This window comes from Rhodococcus sp. NPDC079359, from assembly GCF_040702585.1.
GTDB lineage: Bacteria > Actinomycetota > Actinomycetes > Mycobacteriales > Mycobacteriaceae > Rhodococcoides.
This window is the reverse complement of the sequence record NZ_JBFBLH010000001.1, coordinates 664,506-685,647: the sequence shown is the minus strand read 5'-3', so window position 1 is coordinate 685,647 and position 21,142 is coordinate 664,506. Positions and strand designations below refer to the sequence as shown.

General features: G+C 66.3%; 20 protein-coding genes and 1 riboswitch. Of the genes, 8 read left to right on the top strand and 12 right to left on the bottom strand.

Annotation, left to right across the window (positions count from 1 at the left end; translation table 11 throughout):
* Nucleotides 1-4: 4 nt before the first annotated feature.
* The 3 genes from AB0362_RS03240 to AB0362_RS03230 all read right to left on the bottom strand — a co-directional run bounded on the left by AB0362_RS03240 (nt 5) and on the right by AB0362_RS03230 (nt 2,441).
* Entirely contained in the window at nt 5-529 is a 525-nt protein-coding gene (locus AB0362_RS03240; RefSeq protein WP_094641784.1) for an FxsA family protein, read from the bottom strand.
* 81 nt (nt 530-610) lie between these two features.
* Nucleotides 611-1,267, bottom strand: a complete 657-nt coding sequence (locus AB0362_RS03235) for a response regulator transcription factor (RefSeq protein ID WP_094641786.1) — start codon at nt 1,265-1,267, stop codon at nt 611-613.
* Nucleotides 1,268-1,283: 16 nt separating this feature from the next.
* Nucleotides 1,284-2,441: a sensor histidine kinase gene (locus AB0362_RS03230; RefSeq protein ID WP_149405763.1), complete on the bottom strand. Its 1,158-nt coding sequence runs from the start codon at nt 2,439-2,441 to the stop codon at nt 1,284-1,286.
* Nucleotides 2,442-2,458: 17 nt separating this feature from the next.
* On the opposite strand from AB0362_RS03230, the gene AB0362_RS03225 reads away from it, so the two are divergent.
* The 3 genes from AB0362_RS03225 to AB0362_RS03215 are packed head-to-tail and all read left to right on the top strand — an operon-like array spanning nt 2,459 to nt 6,128.
* On the top strand, nt 2,459-3,226 hold the full coding sequence (locus AB0362_RS03225) for a TSUP family transporter (RefSeq protein ID WP_317784728.1): 768 nt from the start codon (nt 2,459-2,461) through the stop codon (nt 3,224-3,226).
* Between the two features lie 11 nt (nt 3,227-3,237).
* Nucleotides 3,238-4,764 carry a TldD/PmbA family protein gene (locus AB0362_RS03220; protein ID WP_317810348.1) on the top strand — a complete coding sequence of 509 codons (1,527 nt, stop codon included), beginning with the start codon at nt 3,238-3,240 and terminating at the stop codon, nt 4,762-4,764.
* On the top strand, nt 4,761-6,128 hold the full coding sequence (locus AB0362_RS03215) for a metallopeptidase TldD-related protein (protein WP_317810350.1): 1,368 nt from the start codon (nt 4,761-4,763) through the stop codon (nt 6,126-6,128). Before AB0362_RS03220 ends, AB0362_RS03215 begins: the two co-directional genes overlap by 4 nt.
* A 43-nt stretch (nt 6,129-6,171) precedes the next feature.
* Here the strand turns inward: AB0362_RS03215 and AB0362_RS03210 are convergent, their stop codons facing one another.
* The 3 genes from AB0362_RS03210 to cobN form a co-directional block, all read right to left on the bottom strand.
* On the bottom strand, nt 6,172-6,609 hold the full coding sequence (locus AB0362_RS03210) for a VOC family protein (RefSeq protein WP_223145638.1): 438 nt from the start codon (nt 6,607-6,609) through the stop codon (nt 6,172-6,174).
* A gap of 70 nt (nt 6,610-6,679) precedes the next feature.
* Nucleotides 6,680-7,063 (bottom strand): PPOX class F420-dependent oxidoreductase, encoded by a 384-nt coding sequence (locus AB0362_RS03205; protein WP_149405768.1) that lies wholly within the window; start codon nt 7,061-7,063, stop codon nt 6,680-6,682.
* An 18-nt stretch (nt 7,064-7,081) separates the two neighbouring features.
* Nucleotides 7,082-10,687, bottom strand: a complete 3,606-nt coding sequence (gene cobN, locus AB0362_RS03200) for a cobaltochelatase subunit CobN (RefSeq protein ID WP_366234796.1) — start codon at nt 10,685-10,687, stop codon at nt 7,082-7,084.
* An 89-nt stretch (nt 10,688-10,776) separates the two neighbouring features.
* Nucleotides 10,777-10,852: riboswitch (cobalamin riboswitch) on the bottom strand.
* An 82-nt stretch (nt 10,853-10,934) separates the two neighbouring features.
* Here cobN and cobG point away from each other — a divergent pair.
* From cobG to cobJ, 3 genes are read left to right on the top strand one after another with little or no spacing between them, the layout of a single operon-like run.
* Entirely contained in the window at nt 10,935-12,065 is a 1,131-nt protein-coding gene (gene cobG / locus AB0362_RS03195) for a precorrin-3B synthase (RefSeq protein WP_366234795.1), read from the top strand.
* Nucleotides 12,066-12,119: 54 nt separating this feature from the next.
* A complete protein-coding gene (locus tag AB0362_RS03190; protein WP_068050694.1) occupies nt 12,120-12,746 on the top strand; it encodes a precorrin-8X methylmutase in 627 nt (208 codons plus the stop codon).
* Complete coding sequence (gene cobJ, locus AB0362_RS03185; RefSeq protein ID WP_366234794.1) at nt 12,743-14,236, top strand: precorrin-3B C(17)-methyltransferase; 1,494 nt, start codon at nt 12,743-12,745, stop codon at nt 14,234-14,236. The genes AB0362_RS03190 and cobJ overlap by 4 nt, the downstream gene beginning before the upstream one ends.
* Here cobJ and AB0362_RS03180 read toward each other — a convergent pair.
* The 3 genes from AB0362_RS03180 to AB0362_RS03170 are packed head-to-tail and all read right to left on the bottom strand — an operon-like array spanning nt 14,233 to nt 16,948.
* Nucleotides 14,233-14,964, bottom strand: coding sequence for a cobalt-precorrin-6A reductase (locus AB0362_RS03180; protein ID WP_366234793.1), 732 nt, complete (start codon nt 14,962-14,964; stop codon nt 14,233-14,235). The two genes, cobJ and AB0362_RS03180, sit on opposite strands and share 4 nt — an antisense overlap.
* Complete coding sequence (cbiE, locus tag AB0362_RS03175) at nt 14,961-16,190, bottom strand: precorrin-6y C5,15-methyltransferase (decarboxylating) subunit CbiE (RefSeq protein WP_366234978.1); 1,230 nt, start codon at nt 16,188-16,190, stop codon at nt 14,961-14,963. The genes AB0362_RS03180 and cbiE overlap by 4 nt, the downstream gene beginning before the upstream one ends.
* The gene (locus AB0362_RS03170; RefSeq protein WP_366234792.1) at nt 16,190-16,948 is read right to left on the bottom strand and encodes an SDR family NAD(P)-dependent oxidoreductase; all 759 of its coding nucleotides are present in this window, start codon (nt 16,946-16,948) and stop codon (nt 16,190-16,192) included. Before AB0362_RS03170 ends, cbiE begins: the two co-directional genes overlap by 1 nt.
* Nucleotides 16,949-16,993: 45 nt before the next feature.
* Here AB0362_RS03170 and AB0362_RS03165 point away from each other — a divergent pair, with 45 nt between their 5' ends.
* Complete coding sequence (locus tag AB0362_RS03165) at nt 16,994-17,407, top strand: TIGR03618 family F420-dependent PPOX class oxidoreductase (RefSeq protein WP_068050764.1); 414 nt, start codon at nt 16,994-16,996, stop codon at nt 17,405-17,407.
* Here the strand turns inward: AB0362_RS03165 and AB0362_RS03160 are convergent.
* A complete protein-coding gene (locus AB0362_RS03160) occupies nt 17,404-18,000 on the bottom strand; it encodes a nucleotidyltransferase family protein (protein ID WP_366234791.1) in 597 nt (198 codons plus the stop codon). The two genes, AB0362_RS03165 and AB0362_RS03160, sit on opposite strands and share 4 nt — an antisense overlap.
* Nucleotides 17,997-19,139, bottom strand: coding sequence for a Xaa-Pro peptidase family protein (locus AB0362_RS03155; protein WP_149405775.1), 1,143 nt, complete (start codon nt 19,137-19,139; stop codon nt 17,997-17,999). The genes AB0362_RS03160 and AB0362_RS03155 overlap by 4 nt, the downstream gene beginning before the upstream one ends.
* A 27-nt stretch (nt 19,140-19,166) precedes the next feature.
* On the opposite strand from AB0362_RS03155, the gene AB0362_RS03150 reads away from it, so the two are divergent.
* Entirely contained in the window at nt 19,167-20,144 is a 978-nt protein-coding gene (locus AB0362_RS03150) for a 5'-3' exonuclease (RefSeq protein WP_149406012.1), read from the top strand.
* 19 nt (nt 20,145-20,163) lie between these two features.
* Here the strand turns inward: AB0362_RS03150 and AB0362_RS03145 are convergent, their stop codons facing one another.
* Nucleotides 20,164-21,075 (bottom strand): DUF4333 domain-containing protein, encoded by a 912-nt coding sequence (locus AB0362_RS03145; protein WP_366234790.1) that lies wholly within the window; start codon nt 21,073-21,075, stop codon nt 20,164-20,166.
* Nucleotides 21,076-21,142: the final 67 nt, after the last annotated feature.

Here is a 21,142-nt window from a genome sequence, read left to right as displayed (position 1 = left end):
GCCCCTACCGGTGTGGCTTCCGGAAATCCCCGGCTGCGGGATCGAAGCGGTCGGCCTCGATCACCTGTCCCTCGAGTATCGGCGCAGAACCGGATGCATTCGGTGCTCGCGTGCTGTCGTCGAGGATCTCACCGTCGATGACGGTGGGGCGCATGCGCCGGGTGGCGGTAGCGACCTGTGGCAACCAGCGCGCGGCGGCCCACATCACCGCTGGGCGCAGTAGCCACCTGGTCGGCGGGATCAACAGCAGCAACCCGATCACCGTGGTCACCAGGCCGGGCACGAACATCGCGACCGACCCTGCGGCGAAGAGAGCGCCGTCGGCCACGGCACCGCCGGCCGATCGCTCGCCTCGCGATGCCCGCTGCAGACCGTCCAACACACGTCTGCCCTGCGATCGCACGAGGAGTGACCCGACCAGCGATCCACCGATCAGCAGCACGACGGTCCAGAGCACGCCGAGCGCGCTTCCTACGGCGACCAGCGCTGCGACCTCGACCACGACATAGAGTACGAACAGAGCGAGCATGACGGTCCTTTCTTCGCTTCACCGGTACAACGCGCGGGGCATCGAAATAGCTCCCGACTTGCCGTGTTTGTCGGCAGATTCTCAGGAACCCGGCCGGACGAGGCCGGTTTCGTACGCCACGACGACGGCCTGGACTCGATCGCGGACGTCCAACTTCGTCAGGATTCGGCCGATGTGAGTCTTGATCGTCGCCTCGGACAGATGCAGGGCGGCCGCAATCTCGGCGTTGGACAAGCCGGTAGCCAAGTGCACCAGCACCTCGCGCTCGCGTCCGGTGAGAGCATCGAGAACGGCGGCATCGGTGGTCGATACGGACTGCTCGACGAACCTCGACAGCAAACGCTTGGTGACCTTCGGCGAGACGACGGCATCGCCTGCGGCGACGCTGCGAATCGCGGAGACCAGGTCCTCTGGTGGAGTGTCCTTGAGCAGGAATCCACTGGCCCCTGCCCGGAGTGCCCCGAGGACGTGTTCGTCGAGATCGAAGGTCGTCATCACCAGAACCTTGGCGTCCGAACCCGATTCGGTGATGCTGCGGGTGGCGGCGACGCCGTCGATGCCGGGCATGCGGACGTCCATCAGCACTACCGCCGGTGCCAGTCTGGCGACGGCCTCGACGGCACCCGCCCCGTCCGAGGCCTCCCCCACCACCTCGATGTCGTCCTGCGCCTCGAGCACCATGTTCAATCCCATGCGCATGAGTTCCTGGTCGTCCACGACGACAACGGTGATCGGCACCGACCCAACCTAGCCCTCACTCGATCGGCAGCGTTGCCCGCACGAGCCAATTGCCGTGCGGCGTCCGCCCGGCGTGCAGGGTGCCTCGAAGCACCGCTACTCGCTCGCGCATTCCGAGAAGTCCGTGTCCACCACCGTCCTCGGACGGTGGTGCGCCGGAGCCGTTGTCGGAGATCTCGACGGTGACCGCATCTTCTCCGCGAACCACCTTGACGACAGCGCGTGGCGCGTGACCGGCGTGGCGGAGGACGTTGGTCAGTGATTCCTGCACCAACCGGTGCACTCCCAGGCTGATCGCCGGACTGATGTCGTCCAGGTTTCCGGTCTGTTCGAGCTCGACGTTCAATCCGGCGCGACCCATCATCTCCACGACACGGGCCAGACCGGCGGTGCCGTACTGGGGCATGTCGTCCGAGTCGGGCGAGGTCCGCAGCAACGCGACCGTTCGACGCAGCTCGGCCAGTGCCGAACGGCCCGTTGCGGAGATGTTGGCCACGGCCTGCTCTGCACGATCGGGATTGCGCCTGATGGCGTACGAGGCACCGTCGGCCTGCACCACCATGACACTGACGCTGTGGGCGATGACGTCGTGCAGTTCGCGTGCAATGCGAGTGCGCTCGGTGAGCACGGCCTCTTCGGCGCGTCGGTCCCTGTCGTACTCGGCCACGACGAGTCGGGCCTGAGTCGCTTCGTCGTACGCCCGGCGGGCACCGAGAAATTCCGCCGCAACCCACGACAGGGCGTACATCAGCGCGCTGAACAGCAGCGTCGTGAACACCGGTTGGGCGAACAGAAGCAGGTTCGCGGCGGTGTACACGGCGAGTGCGGCGGCATAGACGCCGCCCTGCAGTCGACCGACGTAGGCGACCAGCGTGTAGAGCATGATCGGCAGGGCGAGCGCTGCCGGGTGACCGTTGTACGCATCGCCCACCAGGCTGCCCGCTATGTCGGAGCTGAGCGTGGTGACGAGAGTCAGTGCTGCGATCGTCCGGGGCAGACGCCGCCGCCACGCGACGGGAATCGTCAGCACGACCGAGAAGACCAGGAACAACGGCCCGTTCAGACCGTCGACCGAGCTGACGAACACCAGAATGTCGACGACGAACAGCCCGACGGCCAGCAGGGCATCGGCCACGAACGGCTGCCCACGGAGCCACAGACTGAATCGACGCATGTGATTGAGTTTGCCGTATGACTGCCGCCGACTGGGGATTGCTGATGGTCGCGGCCACGGCCGCCGGTTGGGTCGACGCAGTGGTGGGCGGAGGTGGCCTCATCCTGTTGCCGGCGATTCTTCTCGTGGCACCTCAGCTGACGCAGCAGGCAGCGCTGGCGACGAACAAGGCGACTGCAGTGTTCGGTACCGTCGCCGCCGTCGTGACCTTCGCACGGAAGGTTTCGCTGAATTGGGCGGTGCTCGTTCCGGCCGGCGTCCTCGCCGCCGTGACCTCGGCGGCCGGCGCTGCTGCGGTGTCGTTGATCGATCGCGAGCTGTTCGTCCCGATCATCATGGTGGTTCTCGTGGGTGTGGCAGTACTGGTCACCTGCCGTCCGACCATCGGCCTGACCGCGGCGCCGTCGCCGCCGACCCATCGCAAGGTTCTGATCGTCATCGGTTGTGCAGCTGCCGGAATCGGCTTCTACGACGGCATTCTCGGGCCCGGCACCGGAACGTTCCTCATCATCGTCTTCGCCACGATGCTAGGCACCGAGTTCGTGCGCAGCGCCGCGATGGCCAAGGTGATCAACGTCGGGTCCAATGTCGGTGCCCTCGCCTTCTTCGCCGTCACCGGCAGCGTCTACTGGCAACTCGGAGCAGTCATGGCGGTGTGCAACGTGTTCGGTGCCGTCCTCGGGTCAAGAACGGCGGTCGCCCGCGGTGCCGGATTCGTGAGAATCGTCCTGCTGGTCGTGGTCGTGGGGATGGTCGTTCGACTCGGCTGGCAACAATTCGGCTAGCGTCTTCAGACGTGACGAGACAATCGGATCGGTCGGTCGACGCCGACTTCCTGGCTCTGCCCCTGCAGGCCCTCGCGGACGCCGCCCTGAGCACGGCTCGATCCGCCGGGGCAACGCATGCCGATGTTCGCGTGCAGCGCTTGACGACTCAGTCGATCTCGCTGCGCGACGGCTCGGTTCAATCGGCAATCGACGCCGGGGAGATCGGCCTCGCCGTGCGGGTCGTGGTCGACGGCACCTGGGGTTTCGCATCGCACGCCGAACTCGGTACCGACGCAGCCGCAGCTACGGCCCGTAGTGCTGTCGAGGTGGCCACCGTACTACGGGCACTCAATCGCGAACGCGTCGAACTCGCCGCCGAGCCGGTGTACTCGAACGCGACGTGGGTGTCGGAGTACGACATCGATCCGTTCGAGGTACCCACCACCGAGAAGGTGGCACTGCTGGCGGAGTACTCCTCCCGGCTGGCGGCGTCGGACGGCGTCGATCACGTGACCGCCTCGGTTCTGCAGGTCAAGGAGCAGTCGTTCTACGCGGATCTGGCCGGCAGCAGCATCACTCAGCAGCGGGTGCGACTGCATCCACAATTCGAGGCCACCACGGTGGATCGATCTGCCGGTGCGTTCGAGACCATGCGCACCCTCGCTCCACCCGTCGGACGAGGCTGGGAATACCTGGGTGAGCACAGCACGTGGGACTGGGCCGACGAGCTGGCCCGGATCCCGGACTGGTTGGCCGAGAAGGTGAAGGCGCCCTCTGTCGTGGCAGGCTCGACGGATCTGGTGATCGATCCGACCAATTTGTGGCTCACCATTCACGAGTCGATCGGGCACGCAACGGAATACGATCGCGCCATCGGCTACGAGGCCGCCTACGCCGGCACGTCGTTCGCGACCCCGGACCAGTTGGGGACGCTGCGCTACGGATCGCCCATCATGCACGTCACCGCCGACCGGACCGAGATCAACGGCCTGGCCAGCATCGGTTGGGACGACGACGGAGTGGCGTCGCAGAGATGGGACCTGGTCCGCAACGGCACACTGGTCGGCTACCAACTCGATCGAGTGTTCGCCCCCAAACTCGGTCTGGAGCGGTCCAACGGATGTTCGTACGCCGATTCTCCGCATCATGTTCCGATCCAGCGGATGGCGAACGTATCGCTGCAGCCCGACCCCGATGTCGATCGATCCACCGCCGACGTCATCGGCGAGGTGGAAGACGGCATCTACGTCGTCGGAGACAAATCCTGGTCGATCGACATGCAACGCTACAACTTTCAGTTCACCGGCCAACGCTTCTACCGTATCCGCGACGGCGTGCTCGACGGCCAGGTGCGTGACGTGGCGTACCAGGCGACGACCACCGAATTCTGGGGCTCGATGGAACTGCTCGGCGGACCGTCCACGTGGCGACTCGGCGGCGCATTCAACTGCGGCAAGGCCCAACCCGGGCAGGTGGCCGCCGTCAGCCACGGGTGCCCCGTCGCGTTGTTTCGCGGCGTCAACGTCCTCAACACCCGATCGGAGGCAGGTCGATGATCGCGCCGCAGCTCGTGATCGAGCGTGCACTCGCCTACGCGAGTGTCGACGACACCATCGTGATCGTCACCGACTCCAGCGATGCAACACTGCGGTGGGCCGGAAACTCCATGACCACCAACGGAATTGCCACCTCCAGGCGCTGGGAAGTGATCTCGATCGTGCGAGAGGCCGACGTCGTTCGAGTCGGCACTGTGTCGTCGACGAGTGTCGATCCGGAGGACATCGAGGCAGTGGTTCGGGCGAGCGAGGCGGCGGCACGATCGGCAGAGCCCGCCGAGGACGCGATGCCCTTGCTACCTCGCGAGTCGGTCTCGGACCCGCACGACTGGGACCGCCGAGCACAACATACGTCGATCGACGTGTTCGGCTCGCTGGCAACGGAATTGAACGTCGGATTCGATGGTGAGGACGCGTTGTACGGATTCGCGCAGCACACCGTCGACAACGTCTGGCTCGGAACCTCGACCGGGGTGCGTCGTACTTTCACACAGCCCACCGGATCGGTCGAGATCAACGGAAAGCGATCCGGGGCGAGCGCCTGGGTGGGCACCGGAACCACCGACTTCGAGAACGTGTCGGCCGAGACGATGTTGGCGGAGCTGTCCACCCGGCTCGGCTGGGCCCGAAACACCGTCGAACTGCCCGCCGGTCGCTACGAGACCGTGCTTCCCCCGTCGGCGGTGGCCGACCTGATGATCTACCTGATGTGGACCATGGAAGGCCGCGGAGCGCAGGAGGGTCGCACCGCACTCTCGCGGGCAGGTGGGACGCGAGTCGGCGAGAAACTCACCGACCTGCCGCTCACCCTGTACTCCGATCCACACGCATCCGGACTCGAGTACGCGCCGTTCGTGGTGGCCGGGTCGTCGAGTGATTCGGTGTCGGTGTTCGACAACGGCATGGACATCGAGCGCGTCGACTGGATCCGCGACGGATCGGTCGCCGCCCTGGCCTACCCACGTGCAGCGGCGCAGAAGTTCGGAGCTCCCGTCGCGGTCCCGGGCGAGAACCTAGTTCTGACAGGCGGAACGGACATCGGTCTGGACAAGATGGTTGCCGACACCGAACGCGGGTTGCTCCTGACGACGCTCTGGTACATCCGTGAGGTCGATCCGACCTCGCTGCTGCTGACCGGACTGACCAGAGACGGCGTCTATGCCATCGAGAACGGTCGAATCACCGGTGCGGTGAACAACTTTCGCTTCAACGAGAGCCCGCTGGATCTGCTGCGACGCGTCACCGAGGCGGGCGCAACCGAGGCGACACTGCCGCGCGAGTGGAAGGACTGGTTCACTCGCACGGCGATGCCACCGCTACGCGTTCCCGACTTTCACATGTCGTCGGTCAGCGCAGCACAGTAGGGCCGGATTCTGGTCGTTCCTGCAGGCTCCACTCCTGCCCGGCCTACTTGTCGGGACCGGTCAGTTCGAGGGCGATGTTGTCGGGGTCTCGGAACTCCACGATGGACATGCCGGGGCCCGCGTCCTTGATGCCTTCGTGCGCAATGCCCAACTCGTCGAGGGTCTTCACGGCATCCTCGAGTGCGGCTCGGGTGTCGACGGTGAAGCTGAGATGATCCAGTCCGCACCGGTCCTCGCCGAAGGTGTCGTCTTTCGGTGCGACCGGGCGCAGCCCGAGCAGCCCGCCGCCGAATTTGTAGATGACGCCGCCGAAGAGAAACCACAGGGCCTTCTTGGTCTCTTCGTCCGCGTCGGGATCCCAGGCGTAGGCGACGTCGAAGCCGAACACCGAGTCGTAGAACGACCGGGACCGGTCGATGTCACTGACGGTGAGGCGAACATGGTTGTAATCGGTCACTGCGATAGGCACGTGGTGCTCCATTCCGGCAGCAGGGGAAGCTGCCTCACGAAGCATTCGGAACTGCGCATACGAGCGATGGTGCCGACTTTCGCTACCTGGCGGCGGTGATCGCCAGTCCGACGGAGCCGCTCTTGCCCCGGCGCAGCACACTGCCCTTGACGGTGAGCCACCCGAGAATTCCGTACTTCGAAGCGATCGCTGCCCGGGCCTTCTCGGTTCCGTCGGCATCGAGGATCTCGGCGGTGGCGTCGATCGCCTCGCCCTGAGGATTGCCGCGCATGTCGCACGGTGCCAGGGTGACTGCGGAGTTGCGGCGAATCCGTTTGACCTTCCACGAATCGGATACCGTCCAGACCAGCAGCCGATCACCGTCGAGGGCACCCCACAGCGGGGTCGGTACCCCGGTGCCGTCCTTCTTGAACGTCGTCAGCAGTACGTACTTGCCCTTGGCAATGTCTTCGAAGGTGGCAGCCATACCGCTCAGAGTACGTCGCTACTCCCCTTCGAGCTCGCCCTCGGTTTCCAGATACACCTGGCGCAAGCCGTCGAGAACCTGCTTGTTCGGCTCGGCCCACATCTTTCGCTCCGCGGCCTCGAGCAGTCGCTCCGCGATACCGTGCAGGGCCCACGGATTGGACTGTTGCATGAACTTCTTGTTCTGCTCGTCGAGCACGTACGTCTCGGCCAGCTTCTCGTACATCCAGTCCTGAACCACGTCGGTCGTCGCGTCGTAGCCGAACAGGTAGTCCACGGTCGCCGCCATCTCGAACGCGCCCTTGTAGCCGTGCCTGCGCATGGCGTCGAGCCACTTGGGGTTCACCACCCGGGCGCGGAAGACTCGTGCGGTTTCCTCCGACAGTGTCCGCGTACGAACCGATTCCGGCCGTGTGCTGTCACCGATGTACGCCTCGGGCGACTTTCCGGTCAACGCGCGCACGGTCGCGACCATGCCGCCGTGGTACTGGAAGTAGTCGTCGGAATCGGCGATGTCGTGCTCACGCGTGTCGGTGTTCTTGGCGGCGACGGCAATGCGCTTGTAGGCGGTGCGCATGTCGTCCGAGGCCGGAACGCCGTCGAGACCGCGGCCGTACGCGAAGCCACCCCAGGTGGTGTAGACCTGCGCCAGGTCGTCGTCGCTGCGCCAGGTCTTGCTGTCGATCAGCTGGAGCAACCCGGCACCGTAGGTGCCCGGCTTCGATCCGAAAATGCGCGTCGTGGAACGTCGTTCGTCGCCGTGCTCGGCCAGATCGGCCTGCGCATGGGCTCGCACGTAGTTCTGCTCGGCCGGCTCGTCCAACGCGGCGACCATCCGGACCGCATCGTCGAGCAACGCGAGAACGTGGGGAAACGCGTCCCGGAAGAAGCCGCTGATCCGGACCGTCACGTCGATGCGGGGACGGCCGAGCTCGACGAGGTCGATCACCTCGAGCCGCGTCACCCTGCGCGATGCCTCGTCCCACACCGGCGAGACCCCCAGCAAGGCGAACACTTCTGCGATGTCGTCGCCGGAGGTGCGCATGGCCGAGGTTCCCCACACCGACAGTCCGACGGATTTCGGCCACTCGCCGTGATCCTGGCGGTAGCGAGCGAGAAGTGATTCCGCCATCGCCTGCCCGGTCTCCCATGCCAACTTCGAGGGCACGGCCTTCGGGTCGACGGAGTAGAAATTGCGGCCGGTGGGGAGAACGTTGATCAGCCCGCGCAGCGGGGAACCGCTCGGCCCGGCCGCGATGAACCCGCCGTCGAGAGCGTGCAGTACCTGGGCGATCTCGCGTGAGGTCCCGCGCAGACGCGGAACGACCTCGGCTGCGGCGAACTCGAGAATCTGGGTGACCACGCCGCCGTGCTCACCCGCGACCCGTACAGCAGCTGCGGGATCCCACTGCGCTGCCTGCATCGCCGCGACCAACCCGTGGGCCACGGCCTCGATGCTGTCGACGCGGGTACGGTCCTCGTCGCCGTCCTCGCTGAGCCCCAGTGCTTCTCGCAGACCGGGAACCGTCTGCTCTCCACCCCACATCTGCCGAGCTCGGAGCATCGCGAGCACCAGTTCGACCTCGGCGTCTCCGACGGGTTCCTGGCCCAGGATGTGCAGTCCGTCGCGGATCTGTACGTCCTTGATCTCGCACAGCCACCCGTCGACGTTCAGCAGCATGTCGTCGAACACTTCTTCGTCGGGGCGCTCCTCGAGTCCGAGGTCCTTGTGCATCTGCGCCGCTGTCATCAGGGTCCAGATCTGCTGGCGGATGGCGGGCAGCTTGGCCGGGTCGAGGGCCGAGATGTTCGCGTGCTCGTCGAGCAGTTGCTCGAGGCGGGAGATGTCGCCGTAGCTCTCCGCGCGCGCCATCGGCGGAATCAGGTGATCGACGAGGGTGGCGTGCGCTCGACGCTTGGCCTGCGTGCCCTCCCCCGGATCGTTGACCAGGAACGGGTAGATCAACGGCAGATCTCCCAGAGCCGCGTCGGTTCCGCAGGAAGCGGACATACCGAGTGTCTTGCCCGGCAGCCATTCCAGGTTGCCGTGCTTGCCCAGGTGCACCATGGCGTCCGCACCGAAGCCGCCGTCGGCCTGCGTGGCCGAGATCCACCGGTAGGCCGCCAGATAGTGATGGCTCGGCGGCAGGTCCGGGTCGTGATAGATCGCAACCGGCTTCTCGCCGAATCCGCGCGGCGGTTGCACCATGATCACCACGTTGCCGAATTGCATTGCTGCGATGACGATCTCACCGTCCGGATCGGCAGACCGATCAACGTAGAGATCACCCGGTGCCGGGCCCCAGTGCTCGACGACGCCGTCGCGCAGATCCGCGGGAAGCTTCTCGAACCACCGGCCGTACTGCGCGGCCGAGATACGAATGGGATTGCCCTCGAGCTGGGCATCGGTGAGCCAGTTGGGATCCTGGCCGCCGCGGGCGATCAGCGCATGGATGAGGGCGTCACCGTCGCGGGCAGCCAGACCGGGCACCGAATCCGGGCCGTCGAGTGGACCGAGGTCGTAGCCGGCGGTGCGCATTTCGGACATCAACGCGATCGCGCTGGCCGGAGTGTCGAGGCCGACGGCGTTACCGATCCGCGCATGCTTGGTGGGATAGGCCGAGAACATCAGGGCGATACGGCGATCGGCGGCCGGAATGTGCCGCAGCCGCGCGTGCCGTACTGCAATGCCTGCTACTCGAGCGGCCCGCTCGTGGTCCGGGACGTACGTGGTCAAGCCGTCGTCGTCGATCTCCTTGAACGAGAACGGGACCGTGATGAGGCGGCCGTCGAACTCCGGAACAGCGACCTGCGTGGCGACGTCCAGAGGGGAGAGTCCGTCGTCGTTCTCGGCCCACGTCGCGCGAGAACTCGTCAGGCACAGTCCTTGCAGAATCGGCACATCGAGCGCGGCGAGCTCGGCGACGTCCCAGGCTTCGTCGTCGCCGCCGGCAGACGCGCCGGCAGGTTTGGTGCCACCGGCCGCGAGCACGGTCACGATCAGGGCGTCCGCCGACTTCAGGGTCTCGAGCAGATCGGCTTCCGCGGTGCGCAGGGAGGCGCAGTAGATCGGAAGCGCGGTGGCCCCGGCGTTCTCCACAGCCGTGGCGAGAGCATCGATGTACGTGGTGTTTCCGGCCAGATGCTGGGCGCGGTAGTACAGGATCGCGACCGTCGGCCCCGCGGACTGCGGAGCTGAGACTCGTTCGAGGTGGCCCCACGTCGGCAGGTGCCGTGGTGCATCGAAACCGTGCCCGGTCAGCAGCACCGTGTCGGAGAGAAAGTTGTACAGCTGACGAAGATTGTCCGATCCGCCCTCGGCCAGATAGTTGTGTGCCTGCGCCGCGACGTTGGCAGGCACCGTCGAGATCTCCATCAGATCGGCGTCGGGTGCCTGTTCACCGCCGAGCACGACGACCGGCAGTCCGGTGGCCAGAACCGCGTCGATGCCCGACTCCCACGATCGCCTCGACCCCAGGATGCGCACGATGATCAACTCGGCCGACTCGGCCATCGCCGGAATGTCCGCGGCGAGCAGCCGGGAAGGGTTGCCCCAGGCGAAGTCGGCTCCGCTCGCACGGGCGCTGAGCAGATCGGTGTCCGACGTGGACAGCAACAAGAACACGGGTAACGCCCTCCTCGGGGGTTTCGCGCCCCTGACTTCGGTGGTTCGAATGATCGGTGGAGACTGCTCTTCGACTCGTCGGCGAGAGGGTCTGACTCCAGCCCCGACCCGAAGGATCGAAGGCCGTCACAGTGGCGCGACCGTACCGGATTCTCGCCGGTTTCCTCTCGGCCAGAGCCGTGGACATCGAATGCTACCGGGGCGAGCGGGGAATCGGGCCACCCGTTGCGCTTGTAGCCTGGTGACCATGAGTTCGCCAGAGAGGTCGGTGCCCGACGGCTGCCCAGGAGCGCTGACGACCCATCTGGCGGCGGACGGGCCGCTGGCACGAATCCGGCTGCCGGGTGGCGTCGTGTTGCCGGGGCAGATGCAGGTGCTGGCGCAGGCCGCTGCCGAGCTGGGCGACGGCACGTTGGAGCTGACCTCGCGGGGCAATATCCAGGTGCGCGCGGTGTCGGACCCGGACGACTTGGCGACCAGATTGGCTGACGCCGGGCTGCTTCCGTCCTCGACCCACGAGCGTGTGCGCAACATCCTCGCCTCACCCCTGTCGGGCCGGGTGGGAGGTCTCACCGATGTGCGCGCGCTGGTCGGTGCGCTGGACGAGGGCCTGTGTGCACAACCCGATCTGGCAGACCTGCCGGGTAGGACGCTGTTCGCGCTCGACGACGGCCGCGGCGACCTGTGCGGACTCGAACCGGATTTCGGTGCCCACGCCCAGTCCGACGGGTCGTACGCACTGCTGTTGGCAGGCCGGGACAGTGGCGTGCGCGTGGACCGCGACAGTGTCGTGTCGATGCTGCTGAACTGCGCGGGTGCCTTCGTGGAACTTCGGCAGTCCCAGTGGCGGGTAGCCGAAATGGACGAAGGCCCGGCCCGGATCCTCGACCGACTCGGTCTCGCGGCCGGCCCTGTCCTGCCGACGCCCGCACCCGTGGAGGTGCCACCGATCGGTTGGCTCGATCAGGACGACGGCCTGGTCGCGCTGGCGGCGGGACTGGCCAACGGTGTTCTCGGGGCGCGGCTCGCGGAGTTCCTCGCGGCGATCGACCGCCCGCTGATCATGACCCCGTGGCGATCGCTGATCGTGTGTGATCTGGACGAGGAACCGGCCGAACAGGTCGTCCGCGTGCTTGCCCCGATGGGACTGATCTTCGACGCGGCATCGCCGTGGATTCGAGTGAGCGCATGCACCGGATCGCCGGGGTGCGCGAAGTCGTTGGCCGACGTACGAGCCGACCTCTCCGCCGCGGTCGATGCCCGCATGACCCCGCGCGACGAACGGCAACACTGGTCCGGGTGCGAACGGCGTTGCGGACGACCCAAGGGCGAGGTGACCGACGTCATCGCAACGGGAATCGGCTACCGCGTCGAGTGAGGGGACCCAGACCGGCTTCCGGCCGAGGGGCCCCTCTCCCCTATCGTGACACGCATGCACGACTACGTCCGCGACGGCGCGGAGATCTACCGACAATCGTTCGCGACCATCCGAGCCGAAGCAGATCTGTCTCGATTCGCACCGGACGTCGCACAGGTCGTCGTGCGCATGATTCACGCGGTCGGAGAGATCGATCTGACCGAGACCATCGGCTACACCCCAGCAGTCGTGACCTCCGCTCGCGCGGCACTGAACTCGGGCGCGCCGATTCTGTGCGACGCCAACATGGTCGCGGCCGGCATCACTCGTCGCCGTCTTCCGGCCGACAACGAGGTGTTGTGCACCCTGTCCGATCCTCGGGTACCGGATTTGGCTCGGAGTATGAACACCACGAGAACCGCTGCCGCGCTGGAGTTGTGGGGCGACAAGCTCGGCGGTGCCGTCGTCGCCATCGGAAACGCTCCGACCGCTCTGTTCCACCTGATGGAGATGCTGGAGGCAGGGGCACCGAAACCCGCAGCGATCGTCGGCGGCCCGGTCGGATTCATCGGGGCGGCGGAGTCGAAGGAAGATCTGATCGCCGCGGGCCTCGGCGTCGAGTACCTGGTGGTCCGCGGTAGGCGTGGTGGCAGCCCCATCACCGTCGCCGCCGTCAATGCCATTGCGAGCGAACAAGAATGACCGGCACCGGAAAGCTGTGGGGAGTCGGAGTCGGTCCCGGCGATCCGGAGTTGTTGACCGTCAAGGCCGCTCGCGTGATCGCCGAGGCCGATGTGGTTGCCTTCCACAGTGCACAGCACGGTCGTAGCATCTCCCGCGGGCTGGCAGCCGGGTACATGCGGGACGGGCAGCTCGAGGAACATCTGGTCTACCCGGTGACCACCGAGACCACGGCGCACCCCGGTGGATATCAGGGTGCGATCGACGAGTTCTACGAGTCCGCCGCTTCGCGGTTGGCGGCCCATCTGGACGCGGGACGCTCCGTAGTGCTTCTCGCCGAGGGTGATCCGCTGTTCTACAGCTCCTACATGCACATGCACAAGCGGTTGGCCGACCGCTTCGAGGTCGAGATCGTGCCGGGCGTGACCTCGGTCAGTGCCGCGTCGGCTGCGTTGGCCACCCCGCTCGTGGAGCGCGACGAGGTGTTCACCGTGTTGCCCGGCACGCTCCCGGCAGACGAGCTCACTCGGCGACTGCGCGGCACCGACGCGGCCGTCATCATGAAACTGGGCAGGACCTACCCGACGGTCCTCGAGGCCCTGGAACGTTCCGGTCGGCTGGGTGAAGCGCGCTACGTGGAACGGGCCAGCACACCCGAGCAGCGGGTGCTCGACGCCGTCGACGCAGACAACGTTCCCTACTTCTCGATGATCGTCGTACCGAGTCCCTCGAATCGAACCGAAACACGTACTTGCGCCGGTGAAGTGGTGGTCGTCGGCCTCGGACCAGGGGACGACGCATGGACGACGGACGAAGTGCGCGCCGAACTCGCCGCCGCCACCGATCTGGTCGGCTATGTCACCTACATCGATCGGGTACCGCAGCGCCCCGGTCAGATCCGGCACGCGAGCGACAACAAGGTCGAGTCGGAACGTGCGGCGTTCGCTCTCGATCTCGCCAAACAGGGTCGCCGCGTCGCCGTGGTCTCCTCGGGCGATCCCGGTGTGTTCGCGATGGCAACCGCGGTCATCGAGGTCGCGGCCGAGGAGCAGTGGAGCTCGGTCCCGGTGCGGGTGGTGCCCGGGATGACGGCAGCCAACGCCGTCGCCAGTCGGGTGGGCGCACCACTCGGACACGACTACGCCGTCATCTCTCTGTCCGACCGCCTCAAGCCCTGGAACGTCGTGGCAGCGCGGCTCTCGGCGGTCGCCGGAGCCGATATGGCGATCGCGATCTACAACCCCGCGTCGAAGTCGCGGACCTGGCAGGTTGCGGCAACGAAAGAGATTCTGCTCGAGCATCGTTCGCCACAGACACCCGTGGTCATCGGACGCGCGGTGGGCAGCCCGAAGGAATCCGTTCGCACCGTGGCGCTGGGCGAACTCGACTCCGAGTCGATCGACATGCGATGCCTGCTCATCATCGGATCGTCGATGACGACGGTGGTCGAGACGGGAAGCGGGCCGAAGGTGTTCACCTCCAGGCGTTATCCGTCGGCAGGCAGTTCTTAGCGATCCGTCAACCAGTCCACGGCGGCTGCGACGTCGAACACCGTCGGTGCCGAGCCGGTTCGCGTGGGACGGTCGACCATGAGAACCGGAATCGACGCCGCTCGGGCGGCATCGAGCTTTGCTCGCGTCATGTCGCCGCCGCTGTTCTTGGTGATCAGCAGGTCTATTCGGTTCTCTGCCAGCATCATCGACTCGTGGTCGATGTCGAAAGGGCCACGGCTGAGTTGCAGCGTCATGTGCGGCGGCACCGGACCGGTCGGAGGGTCGATCGCCCGGACCAGAAACCACGAGTGATCGACACTCGAGAAATGGTGAACACCCTGCCTGCCTGTCGTGAGGAACACCCGGCTGCCGGGGGTGATCGCCGACGCCGCGTCGGGCAGTGAGGCAACCGAGATCCATCGATCACGCTCGCCCGCGGTCCACGGTGGCCGCGTCAGCACCAGGAGCGCGACCGACGTTGCCCGAGTGGCCTGCTCGGCGTGTGCGGCGATGGTGGAGGCGAACGGGTGCGTCGCGTCCACCACCACGTCGATTGCGTTGTCTCGCAGCCACACTGCAAGGGCATCCGGACCTCCGAATCCGCCGATGCGAGTCTCGCCGACGGGCAATTTCGGCTCGGCGACCCGGCCGGCCAGTGAGGTGACCGTCTCGATCCCCTGCACCGTGTCCAGAGCGGCCGCGAGTGCCCTCGACTCCGTCGTACCACCGAGAATCAGGACCTTCACCGTTTGGTCGCACTCCATTGTGTGACCGGCAGCTGCGGTCTCCACGTCGTGAACGCGCCCAGCGGTTCGCCGCGATAGATCTGGAACCTGCGGAGCTCGCCGCCGTACTTCGCCGCGGCGGTCAGCAACAACGAATCCGATTCGGCCGTCACCGAATTCGCGACCAGTCGCCCGCCGGTGCGCACCGCCTCCCAGCAGGCCTCGAGCATGTCGGCACCGGTCAACCCGCCACCGATGAACACTGCGTCGGGAACAGCGTCTGCGTCCGAGACCGCCGCGAAACTCTCCGGGGCGCCGCCGTGCACCACGAGGCTCGGAACTCCCAGAAGCCGTGCATTGGTCTCGATCTGCTCACGGCGCACCTGCGAACTCTCGAACGTCACCGCACGACAGGATTCGTCGGTCCGCATCCATTCGATGGCAATGGTTCCCGATCCGCCCCCGATGTCCCACAACAGCTCTCCGGGTGCCGGTGCCAACGCGCTGAGCGTCAATGCTCGAACCTCCCGCTTGGTCATCTGACCGTCTCCGGTGTACGCGGAATCGGCCAGGCCGGGAATGCGGGTGTGGCGGGCAGCGTCGGGATCCCGGACACACAGCAGTGCAACGACATTGAGTGGATCGACGCCTTCGAACGTCGACTCTCCGGCGATCCCGCGGGCGACGCGCTCGGCCGGTCCGCCGAGCTGCTCGAGGACCGTCATCTCGCTCGCGCCGAAACCGTTGGCGGACAACACCAGCGCGATCTCACCAGGAGTGCTGCTGCCCCGGCTCAACACCAGTATCCGACGACCGTCGGCCAACTCGGGCAACACCGTCTCGGCCGGGCTGTTCACCAGCGACACCGTCGTGGTGTGGTGGAGCGCCCAGCCCAAGCGAGCGCATGCCAACGACACCGAAGACGGGGCCGGGTACATCCGCAAGCGATCGGCACCGAACTCCCGCGCCAACGTCACCCCGATGCCGTGGAACATCGGATCGCCGCTGGCCAGCACGCACACGTGAGAACCCGTGCAGGCGTCGATCATCGGCCGCAGATTCGGCACCAACGGACTGGGCCATGTCCTGGTCTCGCTGCAATGCTCCTGTACTCCAGCGACCTGGCGCGCGGAGCCGAACACCACATCTGCTTGCTCGACGGCCCTGCGCGACGCGAGAGGCAGTCCGTCCCAGCCGTCCGCACCGATTCCCACGACCACGATCGGAGTGGGCACGGGTGCCACCATCAGCGCGGCATCCTGCGCCAGAGCCACTGCGGCAGTAGACGCATGGCGAAGAACACCGGTCGCAGCGTGCCGGGGATCCACACGGTGGCCCGACGCGTGCGCAGCGCAGCGACGACGCCGTCGGCCACCTGATCCGGCGTACTCGACATGGGTGCCGGGGTCATCCCCTCGGTCATCGAACCGATGACGAATCCGGGACGAACGAGCAGGAGGTGCACTCCGCTACCGTGCAGTGAGTCGCTCAGTCCGCTGGCGAAGCCGTCGAGACCGGCCTTCGCGGATCCGTACACGTAGTTGGCGCGTCGCACTCGAACCCCCGCGACCGACGAGAACACGACCAGGTCGCCGCTCCCCTGTGCTCGGAGGATCTTCGATGCGTGCGTCAGCACCGAAACCTGAGCCAGGAAGTCGGTGGTGATGACGTCGAGAGCGTGCTGCGCGTCGTCCTCGGCGCGCGCTTGATCCCCGAGGATCCCGAACGCCAGCACCACGATCCCGATCGGGCCGTATCGCTCGGCCACCCGGCTCAGAAGCTCGGCGTGAGTGTCCATCTCGTTCGCGTCGAACTCGACGGTGTGAACGGCGTCCGCGCCTGCCTGCTCCACTCGTCGTTGCTGAGCATCGAGGTCGGTACTGCGCCGAGCTGCCAGTACGACGGTTCGCCCCGAGGCGAGTCGGGTGGCGACCTCGAGTCCGATCTCGCTGCGCCCGCCCAACAGCAACAGCGTTCCGGCCGCGGGTTCTGCTCGTCTGCTCACGACGACCAGTCTTGCCGATGAAATCGCATTCACTACAGTCGGGGCATGGCCGCCATCCCCGCAGACGCGACTGCCCTCGCCGACGACGCATTCGAGTTCCTTGCAGAGCGGCACCTCGCCACTCTGACGACACTGCGACCCGACGGAACCCCGCACGTCGTCGCCGTCGGCTTCACCTACGACGCCGAGGCCCGGTGTGCTCGGGTGATCACCAACGACGTGTCACAGAAGGCGATCAACGCCGGCCGCGGTGCCTACGCCGCCGTCACTCAGATCGACGGCGCCCGCTGGCTGACGTTGGAAGGGCCCGCGTCGGTCCGGAACGACCGTGAATCGGTCGTCGATGCGGAGAACCGCTATGCGCAGCGCTACCGCGTACCCAGAGAGAACCCGACCCGAGTCGTCATCGAGATACAGGTGCAGCGGGTGTTGGGTAGCCGTTCTCTGCTGAACCGCTAGCGCGTCGTCGGCTCCGTCGGCCACGGCAGAACCGTCAGGTTCGGCCACTCCGTCGTCCACCGGGCAGCCTTGGCCTCGTACACGTGTCGCATCGGCAGCCGCGGGTTCGGCCGCACGATTCCCCCGAAGAGATCGTCGAATCCGTGCGGTGCGTACACGACATCGGTTCCTCCCTGGTCGGTGGTGATGCCGAAGCAGCACGTGGTGGACACGAAATGATCGATCGCATCCTCGGTACTTCGGTACGGCGCGATCGGAGTGCCGAAATGCTGTTCGTACCAGAGGTGTACGCGCGCCTCGTTGCGCACTTCGACGTTCACCCCGAGGTCGTCGAACACCGAGGCCGCGCGCTCGATCACCTCGTTCTCCGCGTCGTAGGACAGATCGGAGTCGTCGAAGTAGAAGAAGTCGTAGTCCCGGATGCCGGCACGAAGGTCCCGGCCGTCCAGGTGGTTCCAGACAGTCTGGAAGAGGCCACCTGCCGTCAGATACCACCCGGGAAGCCCGAGTTGCGGCGCGCGCCCCAGTATTTCGGCGACAGCCGGATTGGACCTGACGACCGAGACGAACTCGTCCTCGCCCGGACGCGTCACACCGGCAGGACGGCCAGAGCGTGAGGCCTGAGGTTGACCGACTCGCACCCGTCTGCGGTGACCACGACAATGTCTTCGATGCGTGCACCCCACTGCCCGCGGAAATAGATTCCCGGCTCGATGCTGAACGCCATCCCCTCGGTCAGCGTGATGTCGTTGCCCGCAACGATGTACGGCTCCTCGTGTACCGACAGGCCGATCCCGTGACCGGTGCGGTGCAGAAACGCCTCGCCGAGACCGGCGTCGACCAGGACGTCGCGGGCGGCCGCGTCGATGGACTGCGCCGTGACACCGGGCACCACCGCGTCGACAGCCGCCTGCTGCGCACGCTCGAGTACCGCGTACTGCTCGGCGATCTCCGCCGACGGTTCGCCGAGACTGTAGGTGCGGGTCGAGTCGGAGTTGTATCCCGGTGCGACGGGTCCGCCGATGTCGATCACCACGATGTCTCCTGCCTCGACGACTCGATCGGATACCTCGTGGTGTGGATCGGCACCGTGCGGCCCGGAACCGACGATGATGAATTCCGGTGCAGTGTGGCCTTCTTCGACGATCGCGGCAGCGATGTCCGCGGCGATCTGCGCTTCCGTTCGGCCCACCCGAAGCCATTCGCCCATCCGGGCGTGCACGCGGTCGATGGCATATCCGGCTCGCCGCAACGCGTCGATCTCGGCCGCATCCTTGACCATTCGGAGTTCGCGAAGCACGTCGGTGGCCAAAACCGGGACCGTGCCGAAGACACCCGCAAGCGGCACGAAATGCAGGGCGGGCATGGCGTCGGCAACGGCTGTTCTCGTTCCGCCGGGAACTGCCGCTGCCACCAGTGCGTACGGATCGACACCGTCGACCCAGTCGACGAGAGTCAGAGACAGTTCCTGCGCTGCGGAATCGCCCAGTGCGGCGAGCTCGAGTCGCGGAACGACGACCGTGGGGGTGCTGCCGTCCGCCGGAACGACCAGCGCGATGAGCCGCTCGAACGAGCTGGCCTTCGACCCGATCAGGTACTGCAGATCCGGCCCCGGGGTGATCAGCAGGGCATCCAGGCCTGCATCCGACGTCAGGCGAGCCGCGCGGGCGAGTCTGGACGCGTAGACATCGCTGGAGAAACGTGAGGAACTGACCGAAGAATCGACACTCATACCTTCAGGCTAATGCCGTACGGCAAGATGAGCCCCATGACCGCCCCCGGAAAGTCTCCGTTGCTGCTCCTCGACGGTGCGAGCCTGTGGTTCAGGGCCTACTACGCACTGCCCGAGTCGATTACGGCCCCCGACGGGCGACCCGTCAATGCCGTGCGCGGCTTCCTCGACATGATCTCGGCGTTGATTGCGCGCACCGAACCCGGCCGACTTGCAGTGTGTCTCGATCTGGACTGGCGGCCACAGTTCCGCGTCGACCTCGTGCCGTCCTACAAGGCGCATCGTGTTGCCGAGGCCACGCCGGAGGTCGCCGAGAGCGAAGAGGTGCCGGAAACGCTGACACCACAGGTGGACATGATCATGGATGTGCTCGCCGCGTTGGGGATCGCGACTGCAGGCGCAGACGGTCTCGAAGCCGACGATGTGCTGGGAACCCTGGCCGCGCGCGAGCGTCAGGACCCGGTGGTCGTGGTCAGCGGAGACAGAGACCTGCTTCAAGTTGCCGCCGACGAGCCGAACGAGGTGCGCGTTCTGTACGTGGGACGCGGCCTGGCGAAAGCCGAACTGTTCGATCCCGCAATGGTTTCCGAGCGCTACGGGGTGCCGCTCCATCGTGCGGGCGCGGCGTATGCGGAACTCGCCCTGCTGCGCGGCGATGCCTCGGACGGTCTGCCCGGAGTGAAGGGCATCGGGGAGAAGACAGCGTCGACGCTGATGCTGCAGTACGAATCCGTGGAAGCGTTGCGCGCTGCTGCACTCGACCCGTCGTCGGACATGGCCAAGGGCATCCGGGCGAAACTGGCCAATGCGAGCGACTACCTGGACGCGGCGCTGCCGGTTGTCCGAGTCGTCACCGACGCCGATGTCGTCCTGTCGAAGTCCGACGAGATTCCCGCCGAGCCCGCCGACGTCGATGCACTGAACTCGCTCGCCGAGACTCTCGGCATCGAGAACGCCGTGGCGCGCCTCGTCGCCGCGATGGCGGCCACGGCGTCGACGACCTGAGCGTGCGACCTGATCGGGTCTACTCGGGCAGGGAGACTTCGTAGTTGGCGTCGTCGTCGAGGAAGGTCAGAGTCACGGTCTTGAACGCACCGTCGACAGTCAGGGTGCATTCGACACTGGTCTGGGCCTCGACCACGATGTCCTGGGGACAGGACACACCGGAGACGTCGGACGCACCGTAGGACTCGGTGACGACCGTGCGAACACCCTCCTCGGCCGCCGCAGTATCGAGGGTGGTCGTTCGACCGAAAGCGAAGAACGACACCACAGCGATCACGGCGAGCACTGCTACCACGGCACCCGCGATGATCAGGGGCTTCTTCGATCGAGCCCCGACCTGCCCTGGCCCGTGCTGATTCGGATACTGCTGGTTCGGATACTGCTGGTTGGGATTCCAGGGTTGCTGTGGTTGCTGGCCGTACGGACCCGGCCCGTATTGCCCACCACCGAATTGCTGTGGTGCGTAAGGATTCTGGTACGCCGCATCGCCCGATGCAGGCGCGCCGTACTGCTGACCGGCGGGGTAGTGCGCGGTGGGGTTCTGCCCCTGGGGGTAGCCGCCCTGTGCATTCGGGGCCGAGGGGTACTGCCCCTGCGGATAGCCGGCAGGTGGGTACTGACCTTGGGGGTACTGGCCCTGGGGGTACTGACCCTGAGGATATTGCCCCTGTGGGTATTGACCCTGAGGATATTGCCCCTGCGGGTACTGGCCGCCGGGTTGTTGCGGGTTCTGCCCGTAGCTCTGACCGGGTTCGCCGTACGGCGTGGCCTGCGGCTGTCCGTACTGACCCCACGCCGACGGCGTCGGAGTCTGCGACTCGGCGGAAGGAGCGGGCTGCGTGTCCGGTGTGTCGTTCGCGGCACCGTCCTGCTGATCGGGCGTGCGCGACCAGCTGTTGTCCGGATCGGTCGGACCGTATGGGCCGCTCATCTCGCCTCCACTGAAAATTCGGATTCGTCGGGGGTACAGTAACCCGCCCGTACGACTCTCCGCTGTA